The 16,316-nt window shown below is 36.8% G+C and carries 14 protein-coding genes; 7 read left to right on the top strand and 7 right to left on the bottom strand.

The genetic code is table 11. The annotated features are described in order from the left end of the window. The first annotated feature begins 54 nt into the window (after window positions 1-54). From JKP34_RS16520 to JKP34_RS16505, 4 genes are all read left to right on the top strand, one after another. A complete protein-coding gene (locus JKP34_RS16520) occupies window positions 55-3,114 on the top strand; it encodes an efflux RND transporter permease subunit (protein WP_201923884.1) in 3,060 nt (1,019 codons plus the stop codon). 5 nt (window positions 3,115-3,119) lie between these two features. Beyond that, window positions 3,120-4,430 (top strand): TolC family protein, encoded by a 1,311-nt coding sequence (locus tag JKP34_RS16515; RefSeq protein WP_201923883.1) that lies wholly within the window; start codon window positions 3,120-3,122, stop codon window positions 4,428-4,430. A 115-nt stretch (window positions 4,431-4,545) separates the two neighbouring features. Next, window positions 4,546-6,033, top strand: coding sequence for an MltF family protein (locus tag JKP34_RS16510; RefSeq protein WP_236665027.1), 1,488 nt, complete (start codon window positions 4,546-4,548; stop codon window positions 6,031-6,033). 30 nt (window positions 6,034-6,063) lie between these two features. Next, window positions 6,064-6,519, top strand: a complete 456-nt coding sequence (locus JKP34_RS16505; RefSeq protein ID WP_201923880.1) for a hypothetical protein — start codon at window positions 6,064-6,066, stop codon at window positions 6,517-6,519. A 67-nt stretch (window positions 6,520-6,586) separates the two neighbouring features. Here JKP34_RS16505 and JKP34_RS16500 read toward each other — a convergent pair whose 3' ends face one another. The 6 genes from JKP34_RS16500 to JKP34_RS16475 form a co-directional block, all read right to left on the bottom strand. Beyond that, window positions 6,587-7,006, bottom strand: coding sequence for a BLUF domain-containing protein (locus tag JKP34_RS16500; protein WP_201923879.1), 420 nt, complete (start codon window positions 7,004-7,006; stop codon window positions 6,587-6,589). Window positions 7,007-7,088: 82 nt separating this feature from the next. Further along, the gene (locus tag JKP34_RS16495) at window positions 7,089-8,420 is read right to left on the bottom strand and encodes an FAD-dependent oxidoreductase (RefSeq protein WP_201923877.1); all 1,332 of its coding nucleotides are present in this window, start codon (window positions 8,418-8,420) and stop codon (window positions 7,089-7,091) included. After that, window positions 8,417-9,730, bottom strand: coding sequence for a kynureninase (gene kynU / locus JKP34_RS16490; RefSeq protein WP_201923874.1), 1,314 nt, complete (start codon window positions 9,728-9,730; stop codon window positions 8,417-8,419). Before kynU ends, JKP34_RS16495 begins: the two co-directional genes overlap by 4 nt. Window positions 9,731-9,750: 20 nt before the next feature. Then, window positions 9,751-10,230 (bottom strand): methylated-DNA--[protein]-cysteine S-methyltransferase, encoded by a 480-nt coding sequence (locus JKP34_RS18395; RefSeq protein WP_201923872.1) that lies wholly within the window; start codon window positions 10,228-10,230, stop codon window positions 9,751-9,753. Continuing rightward, a complete protein-coding gene (locus tag JKP34_RS16480; RefSeq protein ID WP_201923870.1) occupies window positions 10,220-11,263 on the bottom strand; it encodes an amidohydrolase family protein in 1,044 nt (347 codons plus the stop codon). Before JKP34_RS16480 ends, JKP34_RS18395 begins: the two co-directional genes overlap by 11 nt. A gap of 1 nt (window position 11,264) precedes the next feature. Then, window positions 11,265-11,795, bottom strand: coding sequence for a 3-hydroxyanthranilate 3,4-dioxygenase (locus JKP34_RS16475; protein ID WP_201923868.1), 531 nt, complete (start codon window positions 11,793-11,795; stop codon window positions 11,265-11,267). Between the two features lie 131 nt (window positions 11,796-11,926). Between JKP34_RS16475 and JKP34_RS16470 the strand changes: the two genes are divergently transcribed. Both JKP34_RS16470 and JKP34_RS16465 read left to right on the top strand, forming a co-directional pair. After that, on the top strand, window positions 11,927-12,712 hold the full coding sequence (locus JKP34_RS16470) for an SDR family oxidoreductase (protein WP_201923866.1): 786 nt from the start codon (window positions 11,927-11,929) through the stop codon (window positions 12,710-12,712). 3 nt (window positions 12,713-12,715) lie between these two features. Further along, complete coding sequence (locus tag JKP34_RS16465) at window positions 12,716-14,155, top strand: aldehyde dehydrogenase (protein WP_201923864.1); 1,440 nt, start codon at window positions 12,716-12,718, stop codon at window positions 14,153-14,155. 81 nt (window positions 14,156-14,236) lie between these two features. On the opposite strand, the gene JKP34_RS16460 is transcribed toward JKP34_RS16465, so the two are convergent. After that, window positions 14,237-14,989, bottom strand: coding sequence for a hypothetical protein (locus tag JKP34_RS16460; RefSeq protein ID WP_201923862.1), 753 nt, complete (start codon window positions 14,987-14,989; stop codon window positions 14,237-14,239). Between the two features lie 349 nt (window positions 14,990-15,338). Here JKP34_RS16460 and JKP34_RS16455 point away from each other — a divergent pair, with 349 nt between their 5' ends. After that, window positions 15,339-16,274, top strand: coding sequence for a hypothetical protein (locus JKP34_RS16455; protein WP_201923860.1), 936 nt, complete (start codon window positions 15,339-15,341; stop codon window positions 16,272-16,274). The last annotated feature ends 42 nt before the right edge of the window (window positions 16,275-16,316 follow it).

The raw sequence follows: 16,316 nt of genomic DNA, 5'->3' as shown, positions 1-16,316 counted from the left end.
AAATCAACTATTCACAATTTTTCTCATGTAAAAGGCTCATAGCCTCTATGTAATATGGCTTCATTATCGAAAATAAGCATTGAAAGACCAGTTTTAGCGATAGTGCTATCACTGGTAATACTGATATTTGGCGCTATAGGCTTTAATTTCTTAGGAGTAAGAGAATACCCTTCTGTTGATCCGCCCATCATCACGGTTACAACAGATTATGCAGGTGCCAATGCCGATGTAATTGAGTCACAAATAACGGAACCGCTTGAAGAAGCCATTAATGGTATTGCAGGTATTAGAACTATTACTTCCACAAGTGCCGAAGGTAGAAGTAGAATTACCGTAGAGTTTAATCTTTCGGAAAACCTGGAAGCTGCAGCCAATGATGTTCGTGATAAGGTATCAGGAGCGCGTAGAAGATTACCTGAAGATGCTGAACCGCCAACCGTAAACAAGGCAGATGCAGATTCTGAGCCTATAGTGTTTTTAAATATCAATAGTGAGCAGCGCAATCTTTTAGAGCTTTCAGCAATAGCTGAGAATACTTTTAAAGAAAGATTACAAACAATATCTGGTGTTAGTGAAGTGCGCATCTGGGGAGAAAAGCAATATGCTATGCGCTTGTGGATGGATCCATTAAAACTAGCGTCATATCAGCTAACACCATTAGATGTGTTGAATGCCGTAGAAAGCCAAAATGTAGAACTACCTTCGGGAAGTATAGAAGGTGAGATGATTGAGCTGGTGGTTCGTACACAAGGTAGATTAAAAACAGAACAAGATTTTAATAACTTAATTGTAGCAGAAAGCGATAACAGCTTTGTGCGTTTCTCAGATATAGGTTTTGCCGAACTTGGTCCGCTTAACATGAGAACAGTTCTGAAACGTGATGGCGTTCCGATGGTGGGGGTGGTTTTAATTCCTCAGCCTGGTTCTAACAGTATCGAAATTGTTGATGAATTTTACAAGCGTGTCGAAAGTATTGAAAAGGATTTACCTGAAGATATAAAGCTGGGTATAGGCTTCGATCAAACGGATTACATCCGTGAATCTATCACAGAAGTTCAGCAAACTATCATCATTGCCTTCTTACTTGTAATACTCATTATATTCTTATTTCTGCGAGATTGGAGGACAACAGTGATACCTATTGCTACCATTCCTGTTTCATTGATCGGTACATTCTTCGTGATGTATTTAGCTGGTTTCTCTATTAATGTACTAACCCTACTAGGTATAGTGCTGGCTATAGGCTTAGTAGTTGATGATGCCATAGTAGTACTTGAAAATATCTACACTAAAGTAGAAGAGGGGATGAAACCTTTGGAAGCCGCTAAAAAAGGATCTATAGAAATCTTTTTTGCCGTAATTGCCACTTCTATTGCCCTGGTTGCTGTATTTATGCCTGTAATTTTCTTAGAAGGTATTACAGGTAGATTATTCCGTGAGTTTGGAGTGGTTGTGGCTACTGCGGTGGTTATTTCATCTTTTGTAGCACTCTCATTAACGCCAATGATGAGCAGTAGAATCCTTAAAAAAAGAGAAAGACACAACTGGTTTTACAGAAAAACGGAGCCATTTTTTGTTTGGCTGAACAAGGGCTATGGTAGATCACTCGATGCTTTTATGAAGGTTAGATGGATGGGAGTTCTGATATTCCTCGGTGCAGGTGGATTGATCTTTTTATTATTTAAAACACTTCCATCGGAATTGGCACCTCTCGAAGATAGAGGCTTAATTTCCATGAATGCTACAGGTCCTGAAGGAGCCACTTTTGAATATATGGATGAGTACGTGGATAATATGGTAGATTTAACCATGAAGAAGCTGCCTACCAATGGCCTTATTTCAGTTACTTCACCTGGTTTTGGAACACAAGGTGCTAATTCAGCTTTCATGCGCATAAAGCTTGTTGATGCAGAAGACAGAGAAAAATCTCAGCAAGAGCTTTATGCGGAATATGCCCCTCTTTTAAGTGAGTATCCGGCAGCTAAGGCTTTTGCATTTCAACAGCAAACTATAGGAGGTAGACGAGGTGGTTTACCCATCCAGTATGTAATTCAAGCTACATCTTTGGAGAAGCTACAAGAGTATCTGCCAGAATTTCTTGAAAAGGCTCAGCAAAACCCTGTTTTTACCGTGGTTGATCAGGATTTGAAATTTACTAAGCCTCAAATTGATATTCAGATTGATAGAGAAAAAGCGCAGTCATTAGGCATTGAGGTTTTGGATATCGCAAGAACGCTTCAGTTAGGCTTGAGTGGCCAGCGCTTTGATTATTTCATTATGGATGGCAAGCAATACCAGGTGATTGGTCAGGTTCAGAGAAGTGACAGAAACGATCCGGTGGATTTGCGATCACTTTATGTGAGAGCTTCTAATGGACAAATGGTACAGCTTGATAATTTAGTGACACTTGGTGAATCTTCTACACCACCTTCTCTATACCGATATAATCGCTATCTGTCTGCAACAATATCTGCTGGTTTAGCACCGGGTAAAACTATTGGTGATGGTGTAGAAGCAATGGATGCTGTCGCCAAGGAAGTCCTAGATGAATCTTTTAGTACAGCTTTATCAGGTGCTTCACTGGACTATTTTGAGAGTTCATCTAGCTTACTTTTTGCCTTTGCCTTTGCAATTGTGTTAATCTACTTAGTATTAGCAGCGCAGTTCGAAAGCTTTAGAGATCCTGTTATTATTCTTTTTACCGTTCCTTTGGCCGTTGGTGGATCATTTTTATCCTTATATCTTTTTGGAGAAACCCTAAACATCTTCAGTCAGATAGGTATCATCATGTTGATAGGCTTGGTTTCTAAAAATGCCATCCTTATTGTAGAATTTGCGAATCAAAGAAAGGCTCATGGTCTAAGCGTGAAAGACGCCATTAGTGAAGCTGCTAAATCAAGGTTTAGACCTATTTTAATGACTTCGCTGTCTACTATTTTGGGCATTCTGCCAATAGCTTTGGCCTTAGGAGCCGGTTCTGAAAGTAGAGTGTCTATGGGTATCGCCATAATTGGAGGCTTGATTTTCGCAACAGGCTTAACACTTTATGTGATCCCGGCAATTTATTCTTATCTATCAAGTAAAGAAGGGCGACTAGCCAGAGTTGAATCTTAATTTTTATGTACAGATACTTTTTATTCATCCTTATTTATGTGAGTTGTTTTAAACTCCAGGCACAAGAGGAGGTATTATCTCTTGAAGATGCAATTTCCATTGGTTTAGAGAATAATTTTTCAATTATAGCTGCTAAAAATGATAATGCAATTAATGAGGTTAACGAGGAATATAAATATGCTGCCCTGCTTCCAGTTTTGGATATTACTGGTCGTTATAATTTTCAGATAGAAAATGGTGAGCAAACTTTCGTTGATCAAGATCCCAGAATTATTGATAATGCTGAATCAAATTCCCTGAATGGGGCTGCAACACTTACTTTGAATATTTTTGACGGGACACGGATGTTTCTAAATCTAAGACAAGCTGATCTTGAACTGCAACAGTCCAATTATGAAACACAATTCGCCCTACAAAATGCCGTAAGTCAAATAGCAATGGCTTATTTTAATTTAGTTTATCAAAGCTATCAGAGGTCTATACTTGAAGATGCGGTAAAGCTTTCGGAAACTAGATATAAAATAGCGAAAGATAAATATGAAGTAGGTACTAGCTCCAAATCAGATTACTTGGCAGCCAGAGTTGATTTAAATACAGATCAGAGTTCGTTGATTAGTCAAAACGAATTGTTGCAGAATGCTAAGGTAAATTTAAATATGGCCATTGGTAGAAATCCGATGAGTCAAGTTCAGGCCTCTGACTCAATAAAAATTAATAGTTACTTTAATATAGATAAGCTTGTAAACCAATTGGAACAAAGCAATAAGGCCTTATTGGCAATGAAGTATGAGGGAAAGCTACTTGAACTTGAAAAAAATAAAGTTAATACTGAATGGTCTCCAAACATAGATGCATATGCTGGCTATAGTTATCAGAATTTGAACTCGCAGGCAGGATTTCTTATTCAAAACCAATCACGTGGAGTGAATTATGGTCTAAGTCTTAACTGGACTCCGTTCAATAAGTTAGACCGATCACGCAGAAATGAATTAAGTCAAATCCAGCTCGATAACAATGAGAACAATTATAACCAACTGAGAAATGAACTTCAAGGTAGTTTATATGCTGCATATATTCGATTCCGAAACCAAATTGAACTTGTCGAAATCGAAAGGAACAACACTGAAGTAGCCAAAGAAAATGCAGAGTTAGCTCTTGATAGATTTAAGGTTGGTAGAAGTAATTCTTTAGCTTTAAGAGAGGCTCAACTAAATGCTGTACAGGCAGCAGGCAGATTATTAAATGCTTTATACGAAGCAAAACTAGCAGAAATTGAGATTTTAAGAATTAGCGGTAGTGCCATCTCAGAAGGGTAACACTTTCATCTTTAGAACAATTGGTCGAAAAATAGCTTTATGTAATAGGTAAAAAAGTTCGAGTGTTGTATATTAAAAGAACTATTCCTTAATATTTTTTCACATTATCGTTCAAATGAAAGCTACATACCTGAGAAATTATATGCTGTGTTTAGCACTCATAGCAGCATTGCTGGGATGTAGTAAATCGAACAATTCAAACTCTGATGTTATCTATAACATCTCCCCACCAGATATTGACTTACCGGCAATTAAAGAAAGAGGTGTATTAAGAGCCATTGTCGATAATAGTGCCACTAGCTATTTTATTTATAAAGGAAGGCCTATGGGGTATGAGTATGAGATGCTCAGATGGCTGGCCGATTATCTGGAGGTTGAACTTAAAATAATCATCAAAAATGATATTGCTGAAGCACTAAAATTGTTAAATGAGGGCGAAGGTGATATTGTAGCTTTCAACCTGACAATTACAAATGAACGTAAACGCTTTGTTGATTTTACAGAGCCACTTTATTATGCCAGACAGGTCTTAGTTCAAAAGAGGCCGGATAACTGGCGCACTATGAAAATCCATGAAATTGAACAAGAACTTATAAGGGACCCGATTGAGCTTGCTGGTAAAACGGTTCATGTTAGAAAGGCTTCTGCTTATATAACCCGATTAAAGAATCTGTCCGAAGAAATAGGTTCGGAAATAAACATAGTAGAAGATACTGTGAATGCTGAGATAGATGAATTAATAAGGCAGGTTGCAGAGGGTGAAATTGATTACACAGTTGCTGATGAAGATGTAGCCTTATTGAGCGCCACTTTCTTTCCGGATATTGATGTGAAAACACCTATTAGTTTTTCTCAAAGAATAGCCTGGGCCATCAGACAAAATTCTGATTCACTGGAAAACACTATAAATGGTTGGCTGGAGCAGAAGCAAAAAACTACAGATTACTATGTAGTGTATAACAAATATTTTAAAAATCTTAAGCGTTCAGCTAACAGGTCATATAGCGAATTTTCTTCAGTTGCAGGGGATAAATTATCTCCCTATGATGAGGAAATAAAAGTAGCGTCAGATCAACTAGGATGGGATTGGCTGCTATTAGCCTCTTTAATTTATCAGGAGAGCAAGTTTGATCCTAATGCACAGTCGTGGGCAGGAGCCGTTGGTTTAATGCAGTTGGTTGAAAATACAGCTGAAGAATATGGGATTTCTAACCGTAACGATCCTAATGAAAGCCTAAATGCAGGCACAGCTTACATTAATTGGCTTCAAAATACTTTTTCAGAATCAATACAAGACAGTGTTACCCGACTAAAGTTTGTATTGGCTGCCTACAACGTGGGTATTGGCCACATTCAAGATGCCAGAAGGCTCTGCAAGAAATATGATGCAGACCCTAATAAGTGGGAAGGTAATGTGGAGAAATATCTGTTGCTCAAGTCAAAGGAGAAATATTATACTGATCCTGTTGTGAGGTATGGATATTGCAGAGGTTCGGAGCCTGTTAATTACGTTGAGAGTATACTTCAGCGTTATAAACAGTACAAACAACTTGTAAAAAGTGATGAAATTAGGGGTTTTGAAGAGGACAATTCAGTAATTTAGTAGCGGTTTCAACTAACAAAACAAATAGCTATGTCTAAAATGGAAGAACTCCATAAAGAGTATATAACAGAGAGATTTATTTCACTGAATAATGAGCAATTCATATACATTGTCAACCTTTTTCCAGCATTAAGGGTGGTCTTGAGTGATGGTATTGTAGATCAGGATGAGTGGGTTACAGTAAAAAGACTTGCCAAAATCTTAGGGGACGAATTTGCTACTGATGATTTAGGTGAAGAGAAGGAAGAGAATCTGATGCTTATTTATAAGTCAGAGTTCAGGTATTTGATTAAGAATCTTGACCAATGGCAAGATAAATTCTTGGCAGCTTTAAAGGAGTATTTTGAGAAGAATGAAGCTTCAAAAGAATTTGTGTTAGAAACAATGTATTTATTTGCCCATGCTTCTGATGGTGTTTCGGCAGATGAAAATGAGGTGATTGATTATCTGACAAAGGAATTAGGATTGGAAGGAACCAAGATATAATTAGTTGAAATTATCTTATTATAAGAAAGGCCAAACTTATCCAGTTTGGCCTTTTTCTTTTTAACTATTAGTCAAAGAATTTTCTTAATGTCTTAACAACTTTATCTCCGTCATTCGCTGTACCCATCAAAATACTGTTGAATATTTTTTCATCTTCTTTACTGATTGTTGTTTCAAAATTGATGTTGCTTTCTTCAATCTTTTTTGAACCCATATGCCAGCTTGGGAAAGTCTTTTCCTCAATTGGATTATACGATATCATCACACAGCTTTCATGTCTTTCATCTTTTTTGATGATGTCATACAAATCCATGATTCTTTGAGAATTTCCTTCTACCAATTGAATGAATTTATCCTTTGAGTAAAGTAGAACTCCAGTGATGCTTAATGCAGGATTGTTCTGCTTGCATTTGGCTAAAATCTTATCAATTTCTTCCTCAGTGCAATTTTTCTTTCTTTTACTTACGTAAACAAGTTGAGATAACATATTAGATTAAAAAGTTAGTTGTTACTACAGGGCCAATAAAAAATTTGGCTTTAAAAAAGTCTAACTATCACAACATATGTTGCTATAATTGGTTCACTATTTCTTCAAAATCTAAGGATTCCCAGTTCTCGAAAATATCATTTCTATTCATAACCTCATCCATAATAGCTTGTTGTTTTTTACCGATTTCCAAAGCTTCGGAATAGCGCAAATCGCTAAAAGTAACCATAGAGTAAAGAGGGAGCCACTTGTCAGGATAAGCATCTTGTAAATGTCGCTCTATCTTTTTCTGTAGTAGAAATTTATCATCAGCTACTAAGTCACGCATTTCAATAAAGTTATTAAGAGCTAAATCAGTTATGGCATCTCCATCCTCTTTACGTAATTGTTGATAAGCATTTAAAGTCTTATCCCAATTATCATCAAATTCGTTAAGTAGCTTATTAAGTACAAAGCAATCCTCAAAACCAGCATTCATACCTTGCCCGTAGAAAGGAACTATTGCATGTGATGCATCGCCTATTAATACACAATTATTCTTTACCCATGGATAGCATTTTACTGTCACTAATGAGGAGGTAGGGTTTTCAAAGAATTCTTCATCCAAGTTTTCAATCAGCGGAAGAGTATCAGCAAAAGTCTTTTCAAAGAATGATTGAACAGACTTCTTGTTTGTTAATGTCTCAAAAGAAGGATCACCCTCAAACGGCAGAAATAATGTGCATGTAAAGCTCCTGTCAAGGTTGGGAAGTGCAATGAGCATGTACTTACCCCTCGGCCAAATGTGCAAGGCATTAGGGTTAATGGCGAAATCTCCTGATTCTGTAGGAGGTATGGTTAATTCTTTATAGCCGTGTTCAATATAAAACTGTTGGTAGTTGAACCTGTTGGTTCTGAACATTGCTTGGCGCAGTTGAGAATAAGCTCCGTCTGCACCGAAAACTAAATCAAAATGTTCTGTAGATTCTTTTCCATTATGCTCAAATGAGATAGTTGTGTTTTCCAAATCTACTGCTGTGCACGTATGATCAAAACATAGCTGAACACCTTCCTGCTCAGCTGCTTCAATAAGGTGCTCATTTAGTACACTTCTTGAAACAGAATTAATATGCTGACCTTCTTTGCCATAAGGCTGAAAGGTTAAATTACCTTCACGGTTATGCATCATTCTTCCTTCCATGGGTATAAGAACGGACTTTACATCTGCAAAAACACCGACCTCTTCGAGGGCTTTAATACCTCTTTTGCTTAAGGCAAGGTTAATTGAACGACCTCCCTCATTATTACTCTTTCTTAAATCACTTCTTTTTTCGAATACTTTTACCTGATAGCCTCTTTTTTTAAGATATAGGCTCAGCAACGTGCCTACTAAACCTGCTCCAAGTATTCCTATGCTTTTTATTTTATTGCTCAAGCTTTCAATGTTTTAATTGAATCCCTTAATATCTCTGAAAATCTAAATTGTTCTTCAAAAGTGTTATACAGAGGAACTGGTGCTAACCTGATTACGTCAGGCTCTCTCCAGTCTCCAACCACACCACGCTTTACTAGCTGATCGAATAAATCTTTGCCGTATTTCAAGGTAAACAAAGAGAGTTGACATCCTCTCTCTTTATGATGCTGAGGTGTGATAATTTCAAAAATCTCTTCTTCCTTGTTGATTTCTTTAATCAAAAATTCGAGATAACCTGTTAGCAACTTGCTTTTAGATCTAAGCGCTTCCATATTAGTTTCTTCAAAAATTGATAAGGAGGCTAAATGGGCTGCTGTTGCTATAATATTACCATTGCTTAGCTGCCAGCCATCGGCACCTTGCATAGGCTTAAAGCCTTTCTCCATTTTGAAGCGCTCGCCTTCATCATGACCCCACCAACCGGCAAAACGAATTAAGTCTGGCTTATTGGCAAAGCGCTCATTTACAAAAACACCTGATACATTGCCAGGGCCGGAGTTTAAGTATTTATAGCTACACCAAGTAGCAAAATCTACATCCCAATCATGTAATTTAAGATCGATATTCCCTGCTGCATGTGCAAGATCAAAGCCTGCTAACGCACCTACCTGATGTGTGGTTTTGGTGATTGCTTGCATATCAAAAAGTTGCCCGGTATAATACTGAACGCCACCAAGAAGCACCAAGGCAAGATCATCTCCATTATCCTCAATTGCTTTTAGAATATCTTCTGTCCTAAGTGTATTTTCACCTTCGCGTGGTGATAATTCGATTAAAGCTTCTTCAGGATCGAATAACTGCTGATCCCAATGATTGGCATGCCATTTCAACTGTGTTTCAAAAACATATTGGTCTGATGGGAAGGCACCAGCTTCCACAATCAGTTTGTATCGTTGTTTTGTAGGTCTGTAAAAACTCACCATTAAAAGGTGAAGATTTACAGTAAGGTTGTTCATTGGAACAACCTCAATGGGTTTAGCTCCTAAAACTGAAGCCAAAGCCTGCTTCCCATATTCATGATAATGATACCAAATATTTTCTTTCTTAGGGTTGAAATGTCCTTCTACTCCGAACATTTCCCAATCCTTCATTTCCTTTTCAATATAGCTGCGCGTTCTTTTAGGCTGCAGTCCTAAGGAATTACCTGTATAATATATCACCTGTTGATTGTCGATAACAGGAATATGAAATTCATTGCGGAAATGTCTTAAAGGATCGTTTTTATCTTGTTGCTGTGCGAATGAAAGTGAATTCTCAAAATTTTCTGGCATGTAGCTAATTTCTTGAAATGTTAAAATAGTTGAAGTTGTTTAAAGCCTTCTAACTCCAGAAGCTGCTTTTTTCTTCTTAGGCCTCCCAAATAGCCTGTTAGTTCGCCATTTTTTCCCACTACTCTATGGCAAGGAATTATTATGGGTAGTGGGTTTTTACCAATGGCATTGGCAACAGCTCTGATTTTTCGTGGGTTCCCCAGAAGAGCTGCTAATTTACCATAGCTGATTGTTTTTCCGTAAGGTATTTCTAATAATTTATTCCAAACTGTTTTCTGAAAGTTGGTGCCTTTTAAGTTGTAGGGGATGTTGAAATCTTGAATTTTCCCTTCAAAATAAGACTTTACCTGCTTTTCAATTATAGAAACATAAACTGGAACAGATGAAGTATTTTTACCAAGGGTTTCTGAGAATTCTAACTTTTCTAAAAGTTCATTTTCAAACCTGGCTAATAACTTGCCTAAAGGGCTGTCAATATAGTATATAGCACTAGCTGACATTCACTTCTTGGTTAATGCCCAGCCATTTATAAGCATTTTTGCTGAGTAGTTTTTCCTTGATACTATCTGTGAAATTACTTTCTTCAATAAGTTTACCAGGCTCTAGTTCTCCTAAAGGGAAAGGATAATCAGTACCAAGCATGATACTATCTTCTCCCATAGTATTGACAATAAATTCTAAAGCTTTAGGATCATGCACTAATGAGTCAATAAAAAACTTTCCGATATAATTTCGAGGGTGTACAGGATTATCGATAGCACATAAATCAGGGCGAACATCAAAACCATGACTTACTCTACCAATAGTTGCGGGAAATGAGCCCCCACCATGGGCAAATGCTACTCTCAGTTTGGGTAATCTTTCAAATACACCACCAAAAATCATAGAACAAATAGCTCTGGATGTTTCAGCGGGCATTCCAACCAGCCAGGGAAGCCAGTATTTGGTCATATCCTCTTTACCCATCATATCCCATGGGTGAACAAAAATTGACGCACCTAAATCTTCGGCAGCCTGAAAAACAGCAAATATTTCAGGAGCTTCCAGATTCCAGTCATTTATATGAGTGCCTATTTGAATTCCGGCTAGGCCTAAATCATTCACACATCTTTCAAGCTCCTTAATTGCCAAATCAGGTGATTGCATAGGAAGAGTTCCTAAACCAATAAACCTGTCGGGATAACGATGAACAATGCCGGCAATGTGGTCATTCAAAATCATCGATAAATCTAATGCGTGTTGCGGTTTAGCCCAGTAGCTAAACATTACAGGTACTGTAGAAAGCACCTGAACATCAACCTGATGATGGTCGCATTCATGCATTCTTGTGTTAGGGTCCCAGCAATTATCTTCAACTTCCCTGAAGAACTTATCATCCATCATCATTCTGGCGCAACAGGGTTTGTGATGCTCAAGCCTAATAAAACCACCATAGCCATAACGGTCTTTTAAATCAGGCCATGTTTTAGGCAGGATATGAGTATGGATATCAATCTTTAAGGGTCGGTCCGATAAATTTTTAATTACTTCCATTTTAAACAAATCTAGGATCAGTTTCCATCACATGACCGCAGTTGTCACAAGTTCTTTTTTCCTCAGAACTATAAAATTCTTTGAATCGGGGTAGAAAGTCTTTTTCAATATCTTCAAGTGGAAAATAGGTTTCATGAAGTTTGTGGTTACAATTATCACAGAACCATAATAATCCATCTTTATAGTCAGTATCTTTTCTTTTCCTTTCAACCACTAGTCCGATTGAACCTTCTTTTCTGATTGGGCTGTGAGGTGTTCTGGCTGGGCATAAAAACATATCACCAGCTTTGAGGTCCATGCTTACGGCTTCTCCATTTTCCTGAATCTTTACGGTTATTTCACCTTCCAGCTGATAAAAAAGCTCTTCTGTTTCATTATAATGATAATCTTTTCTGGCATTTGGTCCTGCAACAACCATTACGATGTAATCATCAGCTTCTTTATACAAGTTTTTATTACCAACGGGTGGCTTTAATAAATCTCTATTCTCATCTAGCCACTTATTTAAGTTAAAAGGTTTTTTAATTGCCATATCAGAAATGCTTTGATAATTAAAAGCTTACTACAAGCTCAAAACTCATTTTGTTTATCTTCTAAATTTAATGAAATTAAGAGTCAGTTTAAAGTAACAGGCAGCTAAAACTGCCCTCAGCAATTAATTTTATGGAATTAAATTTAAAAGGAAAAACTGCCATTATATGTGGTAGCACAGCAGGAATAGGTAAAGCCGTAGCACATGCTATGAGTGCAGAAGGCGTAAACTTAATTCTTATTGCTCGTAACGAGGATAAATTGAAAAGAACTATTAATGAATTACCGTCAATAGAAGGCCAAAAACATACTTATTTGGTGGCAGATTTTAATGATCCTGCAGGTTTGCATGAAGTATTATCTCAGTCTTTAAAAGACAAAAAGGTTCATATTTTAGTAAATAATACTGGTGGGCCTAAAGCAGGTCCTGCCTATAAGGCGTTAACAGAGGAATTTCAGCAAGCTTTTAACCAGCATTTGATATGTAATCAATACCTCGTTAAGGCCGTAATTGGAAGTATGAAGGAAGAGGGTTATGGTAGAATCATTAATATTATATCAACCTCTGTGAAGCAGCCGCTAAACAATTTAGGAGTGTCAAATACAATAAGAGGAGCTGTGGCTAACTGGTCAAAAACACTCGCTAATGAATTAGGTGAATTCAATATTACTGTAAACAATGTACTTCCTGGAGCTACGCTGACTGGTAGGTTGGAGAGCATTATTCAAAACAAAAGTAAAAATTCAGGTAAGTCTTTAGAAAGTATTAGTGAAGAAATGCAGAATGCAATTCCCGCAAGAAGATTTGCTGAGCCAAAGGAAGTAGCAGATGCCATCTTATTTCTTGCATCAGAAAGAGCCGCTTATATTAATGGAATTAATATGCCTGTTGATGGAGGTAGGCTAAGCTGTCTTTAAAAAATGGAGAAAATACTCAATTACATTAATGGGGAGCTGATAGCTCCAAAGGGAGGAGAGTTTAGGGAAAATATTAATCCGGCAATAGGAAAACCATTTTCTTTGGTGCCCGAAAGTAATAGGGATGATTTTAACTTAGCTCTTAAAAGTGCTCAAGCCGCTTATCCTATTTGGAGTAAATTATCTAATGAAGAGCGTTCTGATTACCTCTTAGCTATTGCCAACCTCATTGCTGATAAACTGGATGAGCTGGCTTTGGCTGAATCAACTGATACCGGCAAACCATTATCTCTTGCTAAAAGAGTAGATATTCCACGAGCTAGTAAAAATTTTAAATTCTTTGCACAGGCTATCACCCAATTTGGATCTGAGTCTTATTCAAATACTGAATCGATCAATTATACTTTGAGGCAACCTTTAGGTGTAGTAGGTTGTATTTCACCATGGAATCTTCCTTTATATCTTTTTAGTTGGAAAATAGCACCTGCATTAGCAGCCGGTAATTGTGTAATTGCAAAGCCGTCAGAACTAACACCATATACAGCATTTCTTTTAAGTAAAATATGTATTGAGATAGGGTTGCCTGCAGGTGTACTAAATATTGTTCATGGAACTGGAGCTTCAATAGGGAATGAAATAGTTACTTCTGAAGCTGTAAAAGCAATTTCCTTTACCGGAGGGACTGTTACAGGAAAGAAGATTGCCGAAATTTCTGCTCCTATGCTTCGTAAAATCTCCCTAGAGTTAGGAGGTAAAAATGCCGCTCTCGTATTCAATGACTGTGATTTTGACAAAACAGTTGATGATTTAGTGAGGGCCTCTTTTACCAATCAGGGTGAAATATGTCTATGTGCTTCTCGCATTTATATTCAAGAAGACATATATGAGGAGTTTAAAACAGCTTTCGTAGAAAGAGTAAAAAGGCTAAAGGTTGGAGACCCACGAAATGCTTCAACAAATATGGGAGCCCTCATTAGTAAAGATCATCTTGAAAAAGTAAAAGCTTTTATTAGTGCTGCTCATCATGAAGGAGGTAAACTGCTTTGTGGTAATGAAAGTATTGAGTTAAAGACTCAAAATGAAGCTGGCTATTACCTAAGACCACACGTTTTTGAAGGTTTATCAAACAGCTGTAAAGTAAATCAGCAAGAGGTATTTGGGCCTTTGGTTACACTACAAAAATTCAAAAGCCAGGAGGAAGGACTATCATTGGTGAATGATTCTTCCTATGGATTAGCCACTACTTTATGGACTAATGATATTTCGAAGGCACATAGTTTGGCAGCTAATATTGAAAGTGGAATTGTATGGATAAACTGCTGGATGAATAGAGATTTACGTACTCCATTTGGAGGAACTAAGAATAGCGGATTAGGTAGGGAGGGAGGCTTTGATGCCTTGAAGTTTTTTACTGAACAAAAGAATGTTTGTTTAGCGCATTAAAATTTCAATAATACTCAATCACAATCAATAAAAAAGGCTTTCCAATTGGAAAGCCTTTTTTATTAACTCTAATATTATTTATTAACCAGTCGCCTGATCTGCAGCATCAGCGTTATCTTTTAATTTAGCAATGTGGAAAGTCTTTCTTGCTTTATGCCCACAATATGAGCATTTGTAATATTTCATCAGCTCACCTTCTTCAGTCATTGTAGGAGACTTGATGATTTCTTCCTTAACAACTTTCAAAGTTTGATAATTACATTCTGAACACTGCAAGGCATGTAAGTGACCAGAATACTTCTCAATTTTAGTATAACCAGTTTCTTCATCAACCCAAACATCATAATCCACAGAGAATATATCCTCCTCAGCTTGCATACCTTCATCAAGGTAAACATCTTCTTCTTCCTCACTTAAAAGCTTCATTGCTTTTCCAGTTTTAGGCGAAATACGAGGAGTATATCTTAATTTCTTTAATCTTTTTTCAATGTAAAAAGGGAAGTAGAAACGAAGAATATTTTGGATGATAACACCAATAATTAGTGCTAACATGGCTGAAACAAATATTTTAACTGCTAACCATAAAAATTCTGTTTCACCAAAAAGTGCGTTGACAGCCACTACTGCACCTATTAAAAGCACTACAGTTGCACGCCAAAGTGTGTCAATCTCATTTTTGTTGATATAGTCATATTTCTGTTTGAACTCTTTAAGACTTGCTAAACGCAAATAGTACAAAACAACAATTAAAACAGCTATACCAATAATACCCAAGCCCACCATAGGACCGTATTGGTGTATCATGTCAAAGATGCTCTGGTTATTCTCTGCCATAATCAATTTCTTTAGTGATGGTTAATTAGTTAAAGTTTTATTTGTGCGAACGATTTATAAATGTAATTAAATTCTTCATAAATCAGTACGCAATTTAAAATTTATTACTTCAATTTCTACCAGTTAAATTACATTTTATACCAATTCTATGAAAAAAGAGACCATTATTGTTAATAACTGGATGAAATTGTCATACCCCTTTCTTCTCCCTTACAATGTAATATTATATCAATTAAAACCATAACAATTATCAGAAAATGGAAAATAAGTAATCATAATTCAAACCTTTGGGGGGGGGAGTGTGTCTATAGTACTAGTAAAACCAAAACAACATTTTAAAGAGAAAAACATGAAAAAATTATTTAGAAACGCGTTAATGCTGGCAGGAATGGGATCGGCATTATTTTTTACGTCTTGCGATGATACAGTTGAAGAACCAGTAACATCAGGGCCCTCGGTTACAATAACAACATCTGAAACTTCCTACTCTGCAGGTGCAACAGCAGAGTTTGACATATCTTTTAGAGCAGAGGCAGAACTGATTGGTGCTACGCTTACTGTTGAATCAGATAACGATGTTACTTTTGATCCTGTGGTTTTAGATCTTAATAGTATTGGTGTAGCTAGTGATACACTTGGCGAGTTTACTGTTACTTTAACTATACCTCAAGAATCATTAAATTCAGAAGCAACCGTTACTGTTGAAATAGAAGATGGTGAAAATAGAACAGCACAAAGCTCTGTTTCATTTGATGTTGTAGCATCTATTAACACCTATGAATCGGTTTTATTTGGAGCTCAAGGTAACACAGAAGAAGGTTTTTACAACTCACTTGATAATGAAAGATATACCTTCGCTGAAGCGAGAGACGCTTCAACTGTAAATAGCTCACCAGTAGATTTTGCCTATTATTGGGGAAATGATGATAAAAACACTTTAGCATCAATTGATGATGGTGGACTTCAAGCGGTTTATAAGGCTACCAACTCAAATTTAGATATAGCAGCAACTTTTGGTACAAGAAATTCAACAAGGTTTAGAGTTACTTCTTTGTCACCGGAAGATTTTGATGGAATTGAATCGGAATCAGCTTTAGTTTCTGCTGCAGATTCAGAACTTAATACTAATTCTTCAGCTACGAATTTATCTGTAGGAAGTGTGGTAGCTTTTGAACTTGATGCCGATAGAGGAGGCTATTTAGGTTTAGCCAAAGTAACAGCAATTAATGATACTAACGGAAATGGTACTATTACCATTGAAGTTAAAGTTCAAAGTGCAGAATAATCGTAATTAAGATAAAATAAGAAAAAAGCCCTTCTGAATTAT

The sequence above is a fragment of the Marivirga atlantica genome (assembly GCF_016734805.1).
GTDB lineage: Bacteria > Bacteroidota > Bacteroidia > Cytophagales > Cyclobacteriaceae > Marivirga > Marivirga atlantica.
This window is presented reverse-complemented; position numbering and strand designations above follow the sequence as displayed.

Bases quoted from the DNA above. Each gene is read 5' to 3' on its own strand.
- JKP34_RS16515 (WP_201923883.1), top strand. From the start codon at position 3,120: ATGTACAGATACTTTTTATTCATCCTTATTTATGTGAGTTGTTTTAAA.
- kynU (WP_201923874.1), bottom strand. From the start codon at position 9,730: ATGCCAGAAAATTTTGAGAATTCACTTTCATTCGCACAGCAACAAGAT.
- JKP34_RS18395 (WP_201923872.1), bottom strand. From the start codon at position 10,230: ATGTCAGCTAGTGCTATATACTATATTGACAGCCCTTTAGGCAAGTTA.
- JKP34_RS16505 (WP_201923880.1), top strand. From the start codon at position 6,064: ATGTCTAAAATGGAAGAACTCCATAAAGAGTATATAACAGAGAGATTT.
- JKP34_RS16470 (WP_201923866.1), top strand. From the start codon at position 11,927: ATGGAATTAAATTTAAAAGGAAAAACTGCCATTATATGTGGTAGCACA.
- JKP34_RS16460 (WP_201923862.1), bottom strand. From the start codon at position 14,989: ATGGCAGAGAATAACCAGAGCATCTTTGACATGATACACCAATACGGT.
- JKP34_RS16475 (WP_201923868.1), bottom strand. From the start codon at position 11,795: ATGGCAATTAAAAAACCTTTTAACTTAAATAAGTGGCTAGATGAGAAT.
- JKP34_RS16465 (WP_201923864.1), top strand. From the start codon at position 12,716: ATGGAGAAAATACTCAATTACATTAATGGGGAGCTGATAGCTCCAAAG.
- JKP34_RS16480 (WP_201923870.1), bottom strand. From the start codon at position 11,263: ATGGAAGTAATTAAAAATTTATCGGACCGACCCTTAAAGATTGATATC.
- JKP34_RS16520 (WP_201923884.1), top strand. From the start codon at position 55: ATGGCTTCATTATCGAAAATAAGCATTGAAAGACCAGTTTTAGCGATA.
- JKP34_RS16500 (WP_201923879.1), bottom strand. From the start codon at position 7,006: ATGTTATCTCAACTTGTTTACGTAAGTAAAAGAAAGAAAAATTGCACT.
- JKP34_RS16510 (WP_236665027.1), top strand. From the start codon at position 4,546: ATGAAAGCTACATACCTGAGAAATTATATGCTGTGTTTAGCACTCATA.
- JKP34_RS16455 (WP_201923860.1), top strand. From the start codon at position 15,339: ATGAAAAAATTATTTAGAAACGCGTTAATGCTGGCAGGAATGGGATCG.